A 19103-nucleotide genomic window follows, 5' to 3' on the forward strand; every position below is an offset into this window, starting at 1 on the left:
CTTTAAATTGAAAAAGATGAAAAGACATTTAACCAAATATATTTATTGCTCACTGGTAATGCTTGGCATTATCGGTACACAATCGTGTACCAAAAACTTCGATACGCTTAACGTCAACCCCGATGCTTCGTCAAAAGCGGTACCACAGTACATTTTTACCAAAGCGCAGTATGATGGTACCGCCCGCATGCTTGACCTCTTGCTGGGAACCATGCAATACACCACCAGTTTTAACGATGTAGCAGGTTTCGGATCAAAATATGTTTTGAGCCAGAGCCCACAGTCGGCAGCTGCTTTTAGTAATGCTTACCCCAACGAGATCAATGAATTAGTTGAAGTATTGAAAGCCGTTGGCACCGATGCATCGCAGGTGAATTTGCAGGCCGAAGCACGGATCTGGAAAGTGTATTGCTTTAGCCGTCTTACTGATTTGTACGGCGATATCCCTTATTCACAAGCCGCACAGGGTTATAACCAGGCGGTATATAAACCTGCTTATGATGCCCAAAAAGATATTTATGCCGATTTATTGAAGGAGCTTGACCAGGCAGCTCAGAGCCTTGATGCTACTAAAACTACCTTTGGCGCATCCGATTTGATTTATGGCGGTAATACGGTAAAATGGAAAAAATTTGCTTACTCATTAATGCTCAGGTGTGCCATGCGTATGACTAAGGTTGATATTGCACAAGCACAAACCTGGGCTGCAAAAGCCATAGCCGGCGGCGTTATTCTTGATGATGCCGATGTGGCCAAAGTAGCATACGTTGGCGCCGGACAGGATATCAACAAAAACCCCTTAGCGCTTGATCTTTACAACAACGATTATATAGCAGGTAACGGCTCTACCAATACCGAAGGTGGTAAATACCAGGATGTGTTTATCAACTATCTGAAAACCAATAAAGACCCTCGTCTGGCAGTGGTATCTGTTATATGGAACGGCGGTGTGGCAGATACTACCTCCGCTATCCAGAAAGGCATGTCATCTGGTCTGAACGCTAAGCCTGCTGATTTTGTGACCTATTCGGAACCAAATCCTAAAACCATATTATTGCTAAATTCTCCAAGATTGGTTTTTACCGCTGCCGAAAGTTATTTCCTTTTATCTGAAGCCGCGGCAAGGGGCTGGTATACCGCCGCTACTGCCGAATCATTGTACCAGAGTGGTATAGCCGCGTCAATGCGTCAATGGAGTATTATTGCAGGCAGTGCGGGCACAATTACCACCGCGCAGATCAATTCGTATATCAACGCGCATCCTTTTAATACAGGTGGTACACTTGATCAGAAAATGGAACAGATCTACACCCAGTTTTGGGTTGGCATATTCCCTGATGCGCAGGAGGTTTTTGCAAGCTACAGGCGTACAGGTTATCCGGCTCTGGTGCCTAATAATTATGTTGGTAATGCTACTGGTGGTAAAATATTCAGGAGAATGTTGTACCCGGTTGGTGAGCAAAACCTTAACGCGGCATCATATGCGGCAGCAATCGCGCGCCAGGGTCCCGATGATTTTTTAACCAGGATCTGGTGGGATAAACAATAATGTTGAAGTTTGATTAGTTGATGTTGTTTTAGGGAGAGCGTGGGGTTCTCCCTGATTTTTTTAAACCATGTTTAATGTATAAGAAATACTTTTTTTTCCTGCTGCTGTTTTGCGGTATTCAAAGCGCATCGGCACAAAATGATTTGGTTAAAGATGATAACGCGAGTAATTATAACCTGAATAAACCCGAACGTGAACTGTGGCTCAAAAACACGGGTTTAGGTTTGTTTATCCATTTTAGTATGGATAGCCAGTTAGGGGTGGTGATCAGTCACTCGCTGGTTGGTGCAAGTGATGATTACGTTAACCGGTATTTTAATGATTTGCCTAAAACTTTTGATCCCTCAAAGTTTGATCCGCACCAGATAGCAACCCTGGCTAAACTGGCCGGGATGAAGTACATCGTTTTTACCACTAAGCATCACTCAGGTTTTTGTATGTGGGATACCAAAACAACAGATTTTAGTATAACTCATACACCGTATAAAAAAGACCTTTTAAAGGAGTTCGTTGATGCTACACGCGAAGCGGGCCTACAGGTTGGATTCTATTTTTCGCCGGAGGATTTTAACTTTCTTCGAGATCATCATATTACCATCAGCCGTACAGATGTTAAGATGGACGCGGAAACCCGCCGTGAATATGACGACTATACCCGGAAACAATGCGAGGAGTTGATGACTAACTACGGTAAAATAGATGTACTTTTTATAGATGGCGATCCTAAAGAAGTAGTTAAACAAACCTGCTGGAAATTACAGCCGGATTTGCTGATAACCCGTGGAGCTATTAAAACTCCAGAGCAGATCATGCCGGGAGCCATGATCAATGAGCCATGGCTGTCATGCATTACCATGGGTACTGCCTGGGGATATCAGCCAACTAATGAAAGGTATAAATCGGGTAGCCAATTGATAGGTTTGTTGATAGAAGCAAGGGCAAAGGGTGGTTCGCTTTTGTTGAACGTAGGCCCTAAGCCCGATGGTGCGTTACCCATTGAGCAGGAAGAACGGTTGCGCGAAATGTCGGCATGGTATTTTGTTAACCGCGAGTGTATTGACAGTGTACGAAGCTGGGTAATAAGTAAAGAAGGCGACGTTTGGTTCACCGCTAAAAATGGCCATACGCTTTACGCTATCGTCACCAATGCTGCCGATTGGAAGGAGGGGACCCGGAAAACTTTCCTGATCCGCTCTGCCATCGCCACTGATAAAACTCAGGTGAGTGTATTGGGACAAAATAGTAAAGTAATTGAATATAAAACGGATGATGTAAGTTGCAGATACAAACAAACCGATAAGGGGCTTGAAGTTTCGGTTGTTAAGGCCCAACGCATTTATGACGATCATCGCTGGCCTAACCCGGTGGTTATTAAATTAGAAAATGTTAATCCGGTTTTTAATGAAGCTGCCATAGTTGAAACCGGCGCAAGTTTAAAAGTGAAAGCCGGAGCCGTCTTAAAAGGCAAAGTGTTGAATTATAAAAACATCTCGGCAAAAAAGGCCCGGTTTGATTATCGCCCTTATCATGGGCAGGTTGAAACACTGTATGCAGGTAAATGGACTCCGGGCGCCTGGGTAAATATAAATGCCGATGGCACTTTTGCAGCAACACTCCCTTTAAAAGCCGATTATGAATACAAAGCGGTAGTTGAGCAGGCTAATGTTGAAATTGAAGGGGAAAATAAACTATTTAAGCCATAATATTTATATAAGAAGGGGGTTACACATTTTTTCGACTAAATATATTTAATTGTCTGATTGTTAGTTATTTTTAAAAAATGTTAACCCCGAATTGTGTTAACCCTGTTACCCCCCTTTTGTTGGTGGATTCAATCCAGATTTATATATCGGTTAAGTATCTGAATAAAACTAAAAGAGGCTGTGTGATACAGCCTCTTTTTTTAAAGGTCTTTAATGTTGTCGTTAGGGTTTCTGTCAATTAGTTTACTGAATGGGTCAACGCCTACCGAAGCTGGCTGGCCTTTAACCACAATGCTGAATTGTTGTTGACCGTGTTTCAGTTTATACTTTTTGAGATATAAGGTGTTGCTTACCATTCGGTTATTTGCACCCTTAACCTGCTTGCCAAAGATGCCGATATCAATATAATCGTTCATGTTTACTGCCGGGATATCAATGTTTTTGACGTCCTTCCATACCTTTTCAATGTTTAGTTTGAAGGTAACCCTGTATTCGTTTTTATTACCGGTGGGTTTACTGCTTACTTCGGTTACCCCATTATCATACAGCGTGATCTTTTGCCAGGTATCTGTAAGGTAATATTGCAGCGAATCGGGTACATGTTTTTGAAGACATTGGTAAAGATTGTTGGCCCCGGCAAATGGGCCATCTGTTTTAAACGCATAGTTCTTTTTAAACTCGCGCAGCGCCACGTTCAGACTGTCTTCGCCAATCAGGTCGCGCAGGCCATATAAGGCAACGCTTGCTTTGCCTCCCCATAAAAACCATTGATTGGCTTTTATTAAAGGATGCTCGTTTTCATTAAGGTGCCTCCTGATGAACAGATAATACCATAACTGATCAAGCACGGTGTAACGCATGTTACCCTTGCCATATTTATGCTCGGCCATCACCAGTTGATCATAGTTTGATAACCCTTCTGGTATTACCAGGCTACCTATAGTACTGTTTGGGGCAACCTGAAAACGCCACCACTGTTGTGATAATAATCTTGTAGTATTGGCATAGCAATAATCAAAACTGTTAGGATCCCTGAAATCAGCATTCCATCCAAAGTATTCGGCGTAAGTATTCAGCGTTGTCATAGAGGCATCCCGCGGGCCGTAAACAGATGTTTCCACCAGCCGGATATCGTTAAACGGATAATCGCCATAAATTTTGCTATAATAAGTTAAACCATCTTTATACGCGGCGATGTACCTGTCGATATTAGTGTTATGTTCAGGATGATAGTAAATCTCGATATTTACTTTGTGATCCAACTGAACGGTTGCTTTATTTACGGCCAGTTTTTCGGATATGATACCCATTGGCATATACATGCCTGGTTTATCCTGCACGTAGTGAAAATAGTTACGACCGTTCTGTTGCCAGTTTTTTACAAGCCTACCGGGAGCAATAGCTGTTTGATCGGCCAGAGTACCTATGGTAATATCGAGCTTGAGCAGGTCGGCTGCCCTGCCGGCTTTTAAGGTGTTGATACCAACAGGATTATTTTGCTGAATTTCTTCTTCCTTTTTTTCGGGTAACCCAGCTTTTTTGCGTTCATAAGGACTGCTTAACTCGTCATCTTCATCATAGCCCAGGCCAGGCAATCCTCCGTTAAAAAATGTGCCGTTGTTAACGAGGGCCGCGGCATACATGCCGTTGGTAAATCCTTTGGGTACTATTTCTGAATTAATTTCAAGTGTTAATGAATCGCCAGGCATCAATGGTTTCGTAAACTGATATAAGCGAAAATCGGCGGTATCAACCTTCGGCCTGAACCAGTTGAAAAACCCACGGGGATAAAGCAGAGGATTTGTAAAAGGGACTGATACTCCACCGCTTTTAATCGAATAAGCGGTAAGGTCATCACCATCCAGCAGCATTTGCGATATGGCAACTTTGTTTTTATTGGTGATTGTAACCCATGCATGCGAAGATACCTGCTGTTTATCAGGATAAAGCTCTACCTCCATTTTTATGTTGGTTACTTTAGGAAGAGGCAGGCGCTCATATTTTTTCAGCGTTTTTTCATACAACACGGCCCTGTCAGTGTTTTCGCTTTTGATGAGGTAGCTGTTTAAAAAGCTGACGTTGTAATAGTTCCATGCACCAACAGCTATAAATGCTATGGCTACTAACGTGGTGATCAAAGCCGTGCTTTTATTAAAACGCTGCGGAAATAAGCGTAGCCGTTCTTTAAAAGATGAGGTTACGCCACGATAATAAAACAATGCCGAAACAATGATGAGCAATCCGGCAAATAGTAACCAATACAGGTTAAACCAATTAACGGGCGTTGCCATATGGCCCATGCCTGTCATGTCAGATATACCTGAAGATGGCGTATATGAATACAGCAACAAGTTATAATCAAAAATGCCTGTTTTGCGCAAAAAGAAAACTATCACCCATAAAAAAACGCCTATACCATGTGCCGCGAATTTGTTATGTATGATAACGTGCATTACATAGCAAAAAACAACCATCTCCAGCAGCGAAGGCAGTAGTATGTAACCGATATAGATGAAATAGGCAGGCAAATTGAAGGTATAATAGCCTTTTAATAATTGAACAATAATGCCGGTTATGATTGGTATAAAAGATAGCCCGGTGCCAATAAGCAATAAGGTGATAAGCTTTGAGCCATTCAGTACCCAGTTTGGGGGCGGGAGCGAGTCATTGATAAATGCATAGCGGGTAGCCCTGTCGCGGTGCAGGGTTTCGCCGGTATAAAACATGATGATAAAGAAAATGAAAAAGGGAAAGGCATCATTAAAAATTGCCAGGAGGGTAACCGTACGTGGAAAATCGGGTACGCCATACATGTTATTGCCAAGCCAGAGTACAAAACCAAGAAACAAAGTGCCGCTCAGCAATATGATCCAGAAATAGTTATCGCGGATAATGTTCAATAGTTCAACCTTTATCAGGTTACGCAAAGTGATCCTGTTGTATTTGCCGGTAAAGCTAACTGCAGGTTTGATAGTAATGGCGGTCTTGGGTTTAACACCCACTTCGTCAATAGCCGCTTTATCGCGCCGGCCGCTAAAGAAACGCTCAAAACTGAACCGGAAATAGGTGAAAAGTACAACAACTATCCCTATACCTCCCCACAATATACGGTTGAGCATAAACGTACCGGTTACCGGAAATAAGGTGGTGTTTTGTTCAAGAGCGCTTGAATTGTTTGTTTGCATCCTGATGCCGTTAAGCCCAAAGGGATCGCTGAGGTTGATAACTGTTGGATTGTTAACGTGGTTAAGGAAAAATAGCGCGATAAAGTAAAACAAGAACAGTAGGATGCCGCCAAAATAAATCACTTTTACGTTGCGGGTGAGCGCCACAAGGCCAAAAAACAACGAAGAAGTGAATAAAACATTAGGCAACCCGATAGTAAAAAACGGGTGCAGGTAATAAATGAGGTTATTGGGGCCGTATTGTTTGGCATCTGTCCACCCCATAGCAGGCCCAAGCTTGGTGCCAATAAATGCGCCTATAATAACTGCCGTTGCTATGCCGATCATGAAAACAAATGAACCCAGGTAACGGCCCCAGAAATAACCGGTTTTTGTGATAGGGTAGGTTAAGTAATAATCTTTTGTGTTATACTCAATATCGCGGTATAGCGCGGTCCCCATGATGGAGGAACTTACGAGCGTGATCATCATGGTGATGCCGGAGCACCATAAGGCAAGCACATAAGGTGCGTTAATGTGCTCTTTTTCGCCCAAAGGTAATGAGCCTGTTGAAAATGTAAACACCGTAAATATGAGTGCTGCCAAAAAATACAGGTAAACGGCTGGCCTGCGGACCCGATTCTGGATCTCGAACAGAAATATTTTAAGAAACATAAACTATTGGTTTATAGTGGTTTTAAATGGTGTCTACATCTATTCGTGTAGCGATGTTGCTGAAGTATACATCTTCCAGGTTGGGGGTGCTGCTGATAAAACCGTTGTCGGGTTCGGCTTCGCTGATAACGCGGATGTGAAGTTTGCCGGTTTTAAGCTGCGTTGATATCACCTGGTAATCATCTTTATAAAAGCCCAGTTCGGATTGTGTGATCACCTTACTGTAGATTTTTCCGTTTAGCTCATTTACTGCGGTTTCCGGGTCGCCGGCATATAGCACCTCGCCTTGGCAAATAATAGCGAAATTGGCGCAGAGTGTGCTTACATCCTCAACAATATGGGTGGAGAGGATCACAATGGTGTTTTCACCTAAACGACTTAGCAGGTTGTAAAACCGATTTCGCTCAGCAGGGTCAAGGCCTGCGGTTGGTTCGTCAACAATAATGAGTTTGGGGTTGCCAATTAATGCCTGTGCTATCCCAAAACGCTGTTTCATACCGCCGGAGTAGGTGCCGAGGTGTTTTTTTCGGTCTTTATAAAGGTTCACGCTTTCTAACAGTTGTAGTACCAGGTCTTTGCGCTCGGCATTATTGCCAACGCCCTTCAACTGTGCAATATGGTCAAGCATGCGTTCGGCCGATATTTTGGGGTACACACCAAACTCCTGGGGCAGGTACCCAAGCAGCTGACGAACTTCGGTTTTGTTTTTCAATACATCCAGGTCATCTAAAAAAATGCTGCCTTTATCAGCTTCCTGCAGGGTAGCTATGGTGCGCATTAGTGATGATTTTCCGGCGCCATTTGGGCCAAGCAAGCCAAACATCCCATTACTAAGGGTAAGCGAAACATCTTTTAAAGCATGTACGCCGTTGGCATATGTTTTAGATAGCGAGTTGATTACTAATTTCATGATTTGCTAAGTTTTGGTTATTTGTTGTTGCGGATTTGTCTTGTATTGCCGTTCAGGATAAGTTTGGCGCTGTCGGCAAGTTTGTAGTTTATATTGCTGAGGCTGTCGTCCTTGATCCATAAGCGGCTTTTGTTCCGGATATCGAGGTTGGTTTTTCCGAATTGGTTGCCTGTTTCAATGGATAGGTTTGACGCGCTTTGATCACTTGTACCAATAATGGCATTTAGTGTATTAAACTTGTTGTTTTTTAATAATATGGTAGAGGCATGGTCTTGGTAAATATTGAGTTTATCCCCACTGAAACCACTGATAGTAGTAGCACGCCAGTTGAAGTCTTGTGCGGCCGTGGTGTCGGTAATTTGAGTATTGCCAGCTTTGTATTTTGCATCAGCATAAAATGCATCCAGTTGTGGAAGAGATATGTACAAAACGTTTGGAGCTTGTACGTTATGAAAGTTATCTTTAAACGCGGCACTTATAAAGAGCGAATCATGCCGTTGCTCAATTTTCATGAACTCCACAACAGCCTGAGGTTCGGCAAGCACTTTGAATGGGCCCTTTACAAGCATAATATTAATTGCTGTTGATGAACCGAGTTTAACAACCTTGAAATTCCTGAAATTTAGGTTGCTAAAACCGTTGTAGGGGTTTTTATACTCGCCTTTCAAATATTCCGCTTTCAGCTGAAGATCATATATACCTATAGAAATTATCAGTAATAACACCGCGGTAAGTAAAAATTTATTGCTTGTTTTCATCGTTGCTGGCCTGTTTTAGTTCATCTTTTTGTTGCGCCTGAAAGTTTTGATATTGCAGGCTGATTTCATCTATTGATATACCTAACAGGTACATGTTTTTAAAAAGTTCGGGCAGGTTTTGACGTACAAAGTTTTCTTTGCGATAGGCTTTTACCTTATCAAAACCGTCGTCGGCTACAAATAAGCCCAGGCCGCGTTTGTTGTAAATAATGCCGAGCCCTTGTAAAAACTCGTATGATCGCATGACCGTATTGGGGTTCACTTCCAGTTCAACGGCCATATCACGTACCGATGGAATCTTTTGTCCGGCGGGCCATTTGCCCATCAGGATCTGATCGCTTACAAAAGCCGCTATCTGGAGGTATATCGCTTCATTATCTTTAAATTCCATTATCGTCTTTTTTTAAGCCTGTTGCTCCTTGAATTTAAAATATGCCGCTACCCAGAACAGCAATGATATAAGGGGAACCACAATAAAAACCCAGGCAGATTGCTGTGCATTTAAACCAACGGAGTAAAAGTTTACCCCATCCTCAAAATTCAGAAATGCAAAAGGCATTACCGGCTTGATTGGCCTGCCAATGATAAACCTCACAAATACCGAATTCACAAGGATTAGCAGAGCATAAAAAATGAAAAAGCTAAAACCTATTTTTATAAAGTGTAATTTTTCGAAACGGATTGCGCCATATATCGTGACCGAATGCAGGAATGAAAACAACATCATTACCAATACAAACTTATCCTGAAACAGGGAGAGTATTTCCATTTGATGCCCGGGCCAGGGCTTGAGATTTATAAGTATAAATAATACCAGGTAAAAAACGCCTGTGTAAACCAAAAGAAATATACAGTACGAATAAATCCAGCTAACCATAAACTTCTCGAGTTGAGATGCGGGGAGGGTTAATATTGGAATTGCCCTGCGTTTATCGCCCAGATCAGTAAAAACAGTGCTTGTAAATAATGGCCCGGCTATGATCATGAGTACGCCGAATAATGCCATTTGAAAGCCGGCATCTACTGGGCCAGGAATCATGTAAAATATAAACGAGCCGCCAAGCAAAAATACACCTGCCAAAACCGAGGCCGACATTAAATAGGCGCGGTAGTGTTCAACGGTATGTTTTATAAACAACTGCCAGAAGCGCTTTAGACTAAAGTAATTATTCATGGAGGGTGGCTGGTTTTAATACGTTTAATAATTTACTGCTATTGGTTGTGGCAGCGTTAAATAATAGTTCGAGATCCATTTTTCCGAACTTGCCGGCGGTATTTTCTACAATAGCGTATTTACCCATGAGGGTATCTTCTTCATACAGCACATTCATTCCGGTAAGGTCTTTAAAAACACCGAAGAACAGCTTTTCGGTAAGTTCATCTATTGAGTTCTCAATTACGATGCGGTGGTCCTCCAAAATCAACACGGTATCAATAAGGCTATCTAAATCCCTTACCTGGTGAGTTGAAATAATAATGCAGCGTTCTTCATTTAAAACCGAGGCAATCAATTTCCGGAACTGCACTTTTGATGGGATGTCAAGGCCATTAGTAGGTTCATCAAGTATGAGTACACCGGTATTGGTAGCAAGCCCGAAAGCGATGATCATCTTTTTTTGCTGCCCGTATGACATTTTGGTCATTAACAAATCGGGGTCAATGTCCAGTATTTTCAGGTAGCTATAAAAGTCGGTAATACTGAAAGCGGGGTAGAAGCCGGCGGTCCTCTCTAAAAACTGCCCGGGCGTTAAAGCAGGTACGTAAACCTCCTCGGCAATAAAATAAAGATTTTGTAAAGTAGATACCAGCCGCTTTGAGCTTTCCGTTCCGTCTATAAGACATTTGCCCGATTGCGGAAAAGCTAAACCTGCAATATTTTTCAATAAGGTTGATTTCCCGGCGCCGTTTTTACCCAACAAACCGTAGATATGGCCCGCCTTTAATGAAAGGTTTAGATTTTTAAACAAGGGCTTCTTGCTGTTGTAGCTGAAATTCAAATTATTGATTTGAATCATGGTTTAGTGTATTAGTGTGGTAGTACACTGCAAATGTAAATAAACATTTTTAAAATGCAAGAGGTATTTTATCAGATAAAAATCTTTCTGAAAACCAATTATATGCTTAGCAGTTAATAAGATATGTCGAAGAAGAAAACCATGCCAAACGAACCGGATGAAATGCCGGTAAATCCGGAACGTCCGGAGATCAGGCAGCCTACGGATCCTGGAGAACCGGAAATGCCCGAAGAAGCGCCCGAAAATATTCCGAACGAAATTCCTGATCCTGACCCAGAACGGCCCGAAGTAGATCCGGATGAGTTTGAAAAATAAGGGAACCTGATATTGTTTATTGTCATTGCAATCAAGCATTTGCCATGGGTGGCAGCGCTTTTTATATTTTGCAACGCACATGATATAGCCTAAACTCCTTAAATTGCGTCATGAAAATAGCTACCTATAACGTAAATGGGGTAAATGGCCGTTTGCCGGTTTTGCTCCGCTGGTTACAAGAAACCGCTCCGGATGTTGCCTGTTTGCAGGAACTTAAAGCGCCACAGGAAAACTTTCCGGAACAAGCTGTTCTTGATGCCGGTTATAAAGCCATCTGGCATGGGCAAAAAAGCTGGAACGGTGTAGCTATACTGGCAAAAAAGGATAAGCAAATTACCGAGGTATGCAGGGCACTCCCCGGCGACCCTACCGATGAACATAGCCGTTATATTGAAGCTATTGTTGATGGCATTACCATTGGTTGCCTGTACCTGCCTAACGGCAACCCAGCTCCCGGACCTAAGTTTGATTATAAATTGGGTTGGTTTGAACGCCTTAAAACCCATGCGGCCGGTTTACTGGCTGCGGATAAACCTGTGGTATTAACAGGCGACTATAACGTAATGCCAACAGAACTTGATGCTTACAAACCAGAACGTTGGGTAAATGACGCGCTCTTTCGCCCGGAAACCCGTGAAGCATTTAAAACGTTGGTAGAGCAGGGCTGGACTGATGCCATCCGTAAACTATATCCTACCGAGGTAATTTATACCTTCTTCGATTATTTTCGCGATGCTTACGGCCGTAACGCCGGTTTACGCATTGATCATTTTTTACTAAGTCCTCACCTGGATAAAAGGCTTGTAGCTGCCGGTGTAAACCGTGATGTACGCGGCTGGGAAAAAACAAGTGATCACGCACCGGTATGGATTGAACTGAAGGATGCTGAATGAGTTTAAGAGCCCTGAAGACTTACGAAGTTCTTAAAACTTCGTAAGTCTGGGTAAAGAAGCGCGTTCACTAACGCTTAGAATAACTGGTGTTGAGATCATCATCTACCTCCGCATGGCGATATTTTCGTGTACCCATTTGACTTCTTCTTCGGGCGTAACTTTATCTATAGTGCTGCTTACCCTGCTAAAAGTTGCGGCAGGAAAATCATAAGGTTTGCTGTCGTCAAAAAACGGCCCTACAACGCCCAGTATCCATCCGCTTTCGGCAGCCTGGTGAGGCGGGGTTACCCGGAACTTAAACACCTCATAGTGTATGTAATTGTTCCTGCCGTTAAGATCAATAGTAACCCGTTTAACATGTTCTATTTCATCAGGGGAGGCATCCAACTCGGTAGGGAACTCCAGCCACTGGGCCAGCGAACTTTCGGCCCCTTTAACAATTGTATAGTATTCTTGTGGGAACAGATTTAGTTGGTCAAGCTCCCTTAAATACAAAAAGGTATCATAACGGGTGAGCAGGTTTTGAGCAAAGGGCAGCACATCTTCGGCAGTTAAGCCAACGGGGGGTTCCGCTTTTTTATATAGCGGTAAAATCCTGGCAGATCGTTCCAGTTCAAGTTTCTGCTTTTTCTTTTTAACATCAAACAACCTAAAAGCCGAAAATGCGATGATGAAAACAATAATGGTAATGACAATTAGGGTAGTTATATCCATAATGATATGAATGTACGCTTTTATGCGGAATTGCAAATTTAGGCTCGAAAAAGGAATGTGATGTGGCGATTTCTCCATTTTTACCTGCCTGTAACCGTTGAAAAGAGCCTGTTTTAATAAAAAATGAATTTATTTATATAAATTCTATAGAATTAGTAGTATTTGTGAAATCTTTTTATACATTTGCCTCTGAAAATAAATCACAATAATCAAATCATTTAAAAGCACCCACCATGCAACCCGAACTTTTACTTAAATACGGCCTTGCTAATTATCAGTTAAACACTGCTGCTTTTTCTTTTTCTTGTTGTTGCTGTTAATGGCATACAAGGGTTTTCCCTTCTCTACAACCGTGTAAATACATACGGTATCCCTACTTTTTATTCAATCATTTTTTAACGGGCATTGCTGCTTTGTGCGGATTGCTATGCACTGCCTGCATATTTAATCACTTAATAAGTTCATTATGACCATTAACGACGTTTCCCTGATTGGGAAAAAGGTGTTGGTAGGTGTTATAGTAACCCTCATACCTTTTATCATCATTTTCGGTGGGCTGTGGCTGGGCCGTAAGCTATTGGAAAAAAGCCCTGCTAAAACAGCGCAAATTGTTCAACCTCAAAACAATATCACGTCATGAAATTAGAGCAGGCAACTAAAGTACAGATAGCAAAAAACGCGTTGCTGAGCCTGCTGCTGTACATATTACCAATAGTGCTCATGTTTGCCACTTTTGCCATCACCGGCGAACGCCCCTGGGAAAAGAAACGGCATCAGCACAAACAAGAAAACACAGTAAAAACTAAAACTTCAAACTCACAAGACAATGATTAACCAGATAAAACAAATAATAGAAAACCTTAACGGCTATGGTTTTTCCGTTTTGGTATTGGTATTAGGCGTGCTCGAATTTTCGTTCGGCTTGTACAAAAAACGCTGGAATACAAATGAAAAGTGGGTGGATATAGCCTGCTTTACCATCCCTAAACTGGTGGTGAAACCGCTGGTTGCCTACTATAGCCTGTTGGTTTTACCTGCCATATTACCAACTTTAAAAAACACATTTGATTGGGTACCATTTTTATGGGGATGCGCCATTATAGCAGTGGCCGACGATTTGACCCAGTACTGGTATCACCGTCTGCACCACCAGGTGCCATGGTTATGGCGTTTTCACCGTACGCACCATTCAGCATCTTATATGGGCATGGCCATGGCCAGCAGGCAAAATATCATTTACACATTGTTCTTTTCGCAAACATATTTAACCGCGGCCTTGGTTTATCTTGGTTTGGGCATTCCAGCTATTGTAGTAAAAGGTATTAAAGGAACCATTACCACATTGGCGCATTCAAGTATTCCGTGGGATAAGCCATTTTATCAGTATAAAATATTACACCCGCTGGCCTGGATCCTGGAGCGTACCATATCAACTCCTGCTACGCATCATGCGCATCATGCGGCCACTACCGATGATGGGGTAGGCTATTATAAAGGCAACTTTGGCAATATGTTCTTTTGGTGGGATATTATTTTCGGTACTGCCCATATCTCGCGCCAGTACCCTAAAGCTTACGGTATTTCACATTACGAAGGTGATCAATGGTATGCGCAACTGGCCTGGCCTTTATTTAAATCAAAAGTGCCTGGTAGCGAGCTTGCTGCCGACGGTCCAATGGTTAAAGACGATGTACCATTGCAGCCGCATCAATTATATAGGCCTGATATTGCTGCTCAGCCTGACGCTGAACAGGTTGACGCGACATTTCAACTACAGCCTGTAAAAGCGTAATGAAAAAGATTGTACTTATACTTTTTAGTACCGTATGGCTTTTTTCATGCAAACAACCGGCGAAACCTGTGGCGAGTATTGCGGTAGCCACGGTTCCCGGTACTAAAAAGAAACTTTGCTGCGAATCGAATATTCCCAACAGGTTTAAAGCGGCAGGACTAAGCGGTGCGGCGCTTAGTTTACCTGATACCGGTAATACCCATGCCAACCATGCGGGGATGGTATGGGTACCGGCCGGAACTTTTAGAATGGGAGCGGATAACCAACAGGCTGAACCTGATGAATATCCTAAGCACGATGTAACCGTAGATGGTTTCTGGATAGATAAAACCGAGGTTACCAATGCCCAGTTCGGAAAATTTGTAAAGGCCACAGGTTATATCACCACTGCCGAACGCAAACCTGACTGGAACGAGCTCAAAAAGCAAATGCCCCCAGGCACCGAAAAACCTGCTGATAGTTTATTGGTACCGGCATCATTGGTGTTTGTACCGGCAGATCACCAGGTTAATCTGAACGATTACAGCCAGTGGTGGGAATGGAAAACGGGAGCTAACTGGAAACACCCACACGGGCCGGGCAGCGACATCAAGGGTAAAGATAATTATCCGGTGGTGCAGGTTTCTTGGTTCGATGCCGTAGCTTACAGCAAATGGGCCGGTAAACGTTTGCCAACCGAAGCCGAATGGGAGCGGGCCGCAAGGGGAGGATTGGAAGATAAGATCTATCCCTGGGGCAACGAAAAAGTGAATGAAGGCCAGCCGAAAGCAAATACCTGGGAGGGAAGTTTTCCCTATAAAAACACCCAGCGCGATCATTATTATTATTTAGCACCGGTGAGTTCATTTGCGCCCAACGGATATGGTTTATATGACATGGCCGGTAATGTGTGGGAGTGGTGTGCCGACTTATATAACAACAACTATTATAAAACGGTAAACAGCCCGGCAGGGATTAAAAATCCTAAAGGAGCCTCAAAATCATATGATCCCGATGAGCCTTATGCTATAAAACGGGTAGTGCGCGGAGGATCATTTTTGTGTAACGATAGTTATTGTTCCGGATACCGTGTATCCCGCCGCATGAAAACTACTGAAGACAGCGGGATGGAGCACCTTGGTTTCCGCTGTGTGAGCAACTAAAATAATACCCCGAATTAAGTAATTGATCCGCCTGCCAAAACGGGCATAATAAAGAAAGGACTATGAAATAATCATAACAGGTACATAAACAAATAAGGGAAAAGCGATGCTTTTCCCCGGTCATTAAAACAACGAAACAGGGATCGATTGGCGTTGAGCCTGTTTCAATGGTGTCATTTTAACTATTCAAATCTATGCAAAATATTGCAAACGAGGCGAGGGGCTATGTTTTGCCCTTTACCTTGCCGGCAGCATCATTTACGCTGCAAATAATTGAGGATGCTTTTCATCCGCAGCAATTGTATATGCCGTTTAACGCGGTTGCTGATCAGTCGTCCGGTTTTTCATCATTTAAAAACCCGTCGACATGAAAAAACTTTTATTAATCCCATTCCTGTTGCTTATCGGGTTTCCACTGTTGATAATCGCGCAGCAAACCCAGCCTACCATCAATTCACATTTGGTTGGGCGTGTAATAGATAGCGCAACCCGCGAGCCATTGCCTGGCGCTGTGGTTAAAATTCAAGGCACTACACACGTAGTTTCAACGGATATTGAAGGTAAATTCAGTTTTGTTACCGGTCAGAAGTTTCCGTATAAGCTCATCATCACCTTCACCGGATACGAAAAAAAGGAGTTTATAGCCGATGGCAGCCCGGTTGAAATTAAACTGAAAGATGCCCAGACACAACTCAACCAGGTAGTTGTAGTGGGCTACGGTACACAGAAACGTAAAGATATTACCGGTTCGGTGGCATCTGTACCCGCGCTTGCATTAAAGCAACCGGTTCCCTCGCTCGACAGGGCTTTGCAGGGCTCTGTTTCGGGCATCCAGGTAACACAGGCAACAGGACAACCCGGCGCAGGCGTAACTGTGCAGGTGCGCGGTGTAAACTCAATTAACGCTGTTGCCGAGCCATTGTATGTGATAGATGGTTTCCCGACTTCAAACAGCAATTCGCTTACGGATGCGGGGGTAACCAATGGGCCTAAGATCAACCCGCTGGCTTCTATCAATACTTCGGATATTGAAAGTATCGAAGTGTTAAAAGATGCATCGGCTACGGCAATTTATGGTACGCGTGGTGCAAACGGCGTAATCATCATTACTACTAAAAAAGGCAAAGCAGGTGTTTCATCTATCAATTATGACGGCAGTTATGGAAAACAAGAGGTGATCAAAACCTTATCATTGCTTAACACCCCGCAATGGGAGGCGTTACGTAACGATGCTTTGGTGAACAGTGGTAAAACAGCCCAAACCGAAGCCCAGCTTAATCCTTACAATGCCAATACCGACTGGCAGGATGCCGCCTTCCGCAAGGGAACTTCGCAAAATCATAGCCTTTCTATATTTTCAGGCACAGAGCGTACCCGACTGGCGTTTTCCGGTAACTATTTTAAACAGGACGGTATTCTGCAAAATACCAATTTTGAGCGCTATGCCGGTCGTGTAAATGTGGAGCATGATTATAACGATAAGTTCAAGATCTCGTCATTTATTACAGGTAGCCGCACTACCGCACAGATAGCGCCTCAAGGTGTGGTACCCGCCATCTTATTGATGACACCGACCACCCCGGTTTATAATAGTGATGGCTCGTTCTTTGTGAAAAATATATTTGAGGGTACGTATGGCAACCCTATTAATACGCTGTATAATCAAACCAACACAACTACCACAAGCCGTATTTTGGGTAACATTGCAGGTGATTACAAGATCTCCGAAAACCTTACCGCAAGGGTATTGGCCGGTATCGATATCATCGACAATAAACAAAACCGCTACCTGCCTTCTACAGTGTATGAAGGTTCGGGCTACTCGGGTCTTGGCGAAGTAGGTACGCTTAACTCCTTTAACTGGCTTAATGAAAACACGCTTACCTACAATAAAAAGTTTGGCAAGCACTCATTAAATGTACTGGCAGGTTTTACCCAGCAGCAGTTTAAGGCCGAGGGCTCTATCAACGGTTCGTCAGGTTTCGTGAGCGATTACGATACTTTTAATAACCTGGGTTCCGGGAGCGTTACTTCTATATCAGGCAGTGGTTTTGCCATAGCGCCATCTTCGTCATCAAATATATGGGCGTTAAAATCATATTTGGGCAGGATAAACTACGGCTTTAACAGCAAATACCTGTTAACCTTAACTCTACGGGCCGATGGTTCATCAAAATTTGCTCCCGGTCATCAATGGGCTTCATTCCCTTCGGCAGCAGTGGCCTGGAACGCCTCGAGCGAAGATTTTCTGAAAAATGTAACCGCTATCAGCCAGTTAAAATTACGCCTGAGCGCCGGACAAACCGGTAACAGCGATATCCCGGCTTATCAGTCTTATTCGCAATTAGGCTACTATCGCTACAATTTTGGTAACTCAACAGTTGCCGGTTTTGCGCCAAACAGTCTTTATAACCCTAACCTAACCTGGGAAAAGACAAGTCAGTATGATTTTGGTTTTGATTTGGGCTTGTTTAAAGACAGGATCAGTATTACAGCAGATATTTATTATAAGAAAACTACCAACCTGTTACTTTACCTGCCGCTACCGGCCACAAGCGGTTTAACTATCATTACCAACACCGCAATCACCAATCCACAGCAGTATGAAAACGTAGGATCGGTGCAAAACAAAGGCTTTGAGATTGGTATTAATTCACGCAACCTTACAGGCGGTTTTGTTTGGAATACCAACCTGGTTTTTGCTGTAAACCGTAACAAAGTATTAAGCCTTGGCGGTAACGGCGTTAACCAGTTCATTCCCGATTCGTCACTACCATCTATTATTAAAGTTGGCGAGCCTATAGGTTCATTCATCGGTTATAAAACCAATGGGCTTATACAGGCTGGCGGCCCGGTACTTACCCCGGCAGCTAATACCCAACCCGGTGGCCAAAACTACCAGGATATCAATGGCGACGGTAAAATTACACAGGCTGCCGATAGGGTGATCCTTGGTAATTCGCAGCCTAAATTTACCGGCGGTATCACCAACACCTTTTCATACAAGGGCATTGATCTGAGCGTATTCCTGCAAGGCTCTTATGGTAATAAGATCTACAACCAGCAAAGAGCTGTACTGGAGTTGGGCACAGGTTATACCAATGCTACCACTACTTTGCTTAACCGTTGGACACCAACCAACACCAATACCGATGTGCACAGCGCGTACCAGGATCCGGCACCTACCATATCCGACAGGTTTGTCGAAAACGGTTCGTACCTGCGCCTCAAAAGCCTGAGCTTAGGTTACACTTTCCCGCAATCTGTGCTGTCACGGTCGCCAATTAAAAAGGTTAGGGTTTATGTAAATGCGCAAAACCTTGCTACCTGGACTAAATACACCGGCTATGATCCGGAGGTGAGCAGTAACGAGCAATCGGCCATTACATCGGGAGTTGATAACGGAGCATATCCTAATAACAAATCATTTATTGTGGGTATAGGCGTAACCCTGTAGCCGATAACCTTTGATT

The 19103-nt window shown here is 43.2% G+C and carries 17 protein-coding genes; 10 read left to right on the forward strand and 7 right to left on the reverse strand.

Annotated features, from left to right (window positions below):
- The first annotated feature begins 16 nt into the window (after positions 1-16).
- Together EAH55_RS12815 and EAH55_RS12820 are read left to right on the forward strand one after the other, a co-directional pair.
- Positions 17-1549, forward strand: coding sequence for a SusD/RagB family nutrient-binding outer membrane lipoprotein (locus EAH55_RS12815; RefSeq protein WP_121809941.1), 1533 nt, complete (start codon positions 17-19; stop codon positions 1547-1549).
- 74 nt (positions 1550-1623) lie between these two features.
- Entirely contained in the window at positions 1624-3252 is a 1629-nt protein-coding gene (locus EAH55_RS12820; RefSeq protein WP_121809942.1) for an alpha-L-fucosidase, read from the forward strand.
- A gap of 200 nt (positions 3253-3452) precedes the next feature.
- Here EAH55_RS12820 and EAH55_RS12825 read toward each other — a convergent pair whose 3' ends face one another.
- Genes EAH55_RS12825 through EAH55_RS12850 form a run of 6 tightly spaced genes read right to left on the reverse strand, consistent with a single transcriptional unit; the run spans position 3453 to position 10774 of the window.
- Complete coding sequence (locus tag EAH55_RS12825; RefSeq protein WP_121809943.1) at positions 3453-7091, reverse strand: ABC transporter permease/M1 family aminopeptidase; 3639 nt, start codon at positions 7089-7091, stop codon at positions 3453-3455.
- A 22-nt stretch (positions 7092-7113) separates the two neighbouring features.
- The gene (locus EAH55_RS12830) at positions 7114-8001 is read right to left on the reverse strand and encodes an ABC transporter ATP-binding protein (RefSeq protein WP_121809944.1); all 888 of its coding nucleotides are present in this window, start codon (positions 7999-8001) and stop codon (positions 7114-7116) included.
- A 17-nt stretch (positions 8002-8018) separates the two neighbouring features.
- The gene (locus EAH55_RS12835; protein WP_121809945.1) at positions 8019-8759 is read right to left on the reverse strand and encodes a hypothetical protein; all 741 of its coding nucleotides are present in this window, start codon (positions 8757-8759) and stop codon (positions 8019-8021) included.
- Positions 8743-9150, reverse strand: a complete 408-nt coding sequence (locus EAH55_RS12840) for a GntR family transcriptional regulator (RefSeq protein ID WP_121809946.1) — start codon at positions 9148-9150, stop codon at positions 8743-8745. Before EAH55_RS12840 ends, EAH55_RS12835 begins: the two co-directional genes overlap by 17 nt.
- A 12-nt stretch (positions 9151-9162) precedes the next feature.
- Complete coding sequence (locus EAH55_RS12845) at positions 9163-9933, reverse strand: hypothetical protein (RefSeq protein WP_121809947.1); 771 nt, start codon at positions 9931-9933, stop codon at positions 9163-9165.
- The gene (locus tag EAH55_RS12850; RefSeq protein WP_121809948.1) at positions 9926-10774 is read right to left on the reverse strand and encodes an ABC transporter ATP-binding protein; all 849 of its coding nucleotides are present in this window, start codon (positions 10772-10774) and stop codon (positions 9926-9928) included. Before EAH55_RS12850 ends, EAH55_RS12845 begins: the two co-directional genes overlap by 8 nt.
- A gap of 123 nt (positions 10775-10897) precedes the next feature.
- On the opposite strand from EAH55_RS12850, the gene EAH55_RS30870 reads away from it, so the two are divergent.
- Complete coding sequence (locus tag EAH55_RS30870) at positions 10898-11089, forward strand: hypothetical protein (protein WP_162996852.1); 192 nt, start codon at positions 10898-10900, stop codon at positions 11087-11089.
- Between the two features lie 110 nt (positions 11090-11199).
- Positions 11200-11982, forward strand: a complete 783-nt coding sequence (xth, locus tag EAH55_RS12855; protein ID WP_114937356.1) for an exodeoxyribonuclease III — start codon at positions 11200-11202, stop codon at positions 11980-11982.
- Between the two features lie 102 nt (positions 11983-12084).
- Here xth and EAH55_RS12860 read toward each other — a convergent pair whose 3' ends face one another.
- Entirely contained in the window at positions 12085-12696 is a 612-nt protein-coding gene (locus tag EAH55_RS12860) for a hypothetical protein (protein ID WP_121809949.1), read from the reverse strand.
- Between the two features lie 466 nt (positions 12697-13162).
- Between EAH55_RS12860 and EAH55_RS30875 the strand changes: the two genes are divergently transcribed.
- The 6 genes from EAH55_RS30875 (at position 13163) to EAH55_RS12880 (ending at position 19087) form a co-directional block, all read left to right on the forward strand.
- On the forward strand, positions 13163-13336 hold the full coding sequence (locus EAH55_RS30875) for a hypothetical protein (protein WP_162996779.1): 174 nt from the start codon (positions 13163-13165) through the stop codon (positions 13334-13336).
- Positions 13333-13530 (forward strand): hypothetical protein, encoded by a 198-nt coding sequence (locus tag EAH55_RS12865; protein WP_112574246.1) that lies wholly within the window; start codon positions 13333-13335, stop codon positions 13528-13530. Before EAH55_RS30875 ends, EAH55_RS12865 begins: the two co-directional genes overlap by 4 nt.
- On the forward strand, positions 13523-14488 hold the full coding sequence (locus tag EAH55_RS12870) for a sterol desaturase family protein (protein WP_121809950.1): 966 nt from the start codon (positions 13523-13525) through the stop codon (positions 14486-14488). Before EAH55_RS12865 ends, EAH55_RS12870 begins: the two co-directional genes overlap by 8 nt.
- Positions 14488-15630: a formylglycine-generating enzyme family protein gene (locus tag EAH55_RS12875; protein WP_121809951.1), complete on the forward strand. Its 1143-nt coding sequence runs from the start codon at positions 14488-14490 to the stop codon at positions 15628-15630. Before EAH55_RS12870 ends, EAH55_RS12875 begins: the two co-directional genes overlap by 1 nt.
- A gap of 194 nt (positions 15631-15824) precedes the next feature.
- Positions 15825-16001, forward strand: a complete 177-nt coding sequence (locus EAH55_RS30880) for a hypothetical protein (RefSeq protein WP_154402336.1) — start codon at positions 15825-15827, stop codon at positions 15999-16001.
- On the forward strand, positions 15998-19087 hold the full coding sequence (locus EAH55_RS12880) for a SusC/RagA family TonB-linked outer membrane protein (RefSeq protein ID WP_121809952.1): 3090 nt from the start codon (positions 15998-16000) through the stop codon (positions 19085-19087). Before EAH55_RS30880 ends, EAH55_RS12880 begins: the two co-directional genes overlap by 4 nt.
- Positions 19088-19103: the final 16 nt, after the last annotated feature.

It is taken from the genome of Mucilaginibacter kameinonensis (assembly GCF_003675385.1).
Classification (GTDB): domain Bacteria; phylum Bacteroidota; class Bacteroidia; order Sphingobacteriales; family Sphingobacteriaceae; genus Mucilaginibacter; species Mucilaginibacter kameinonensis.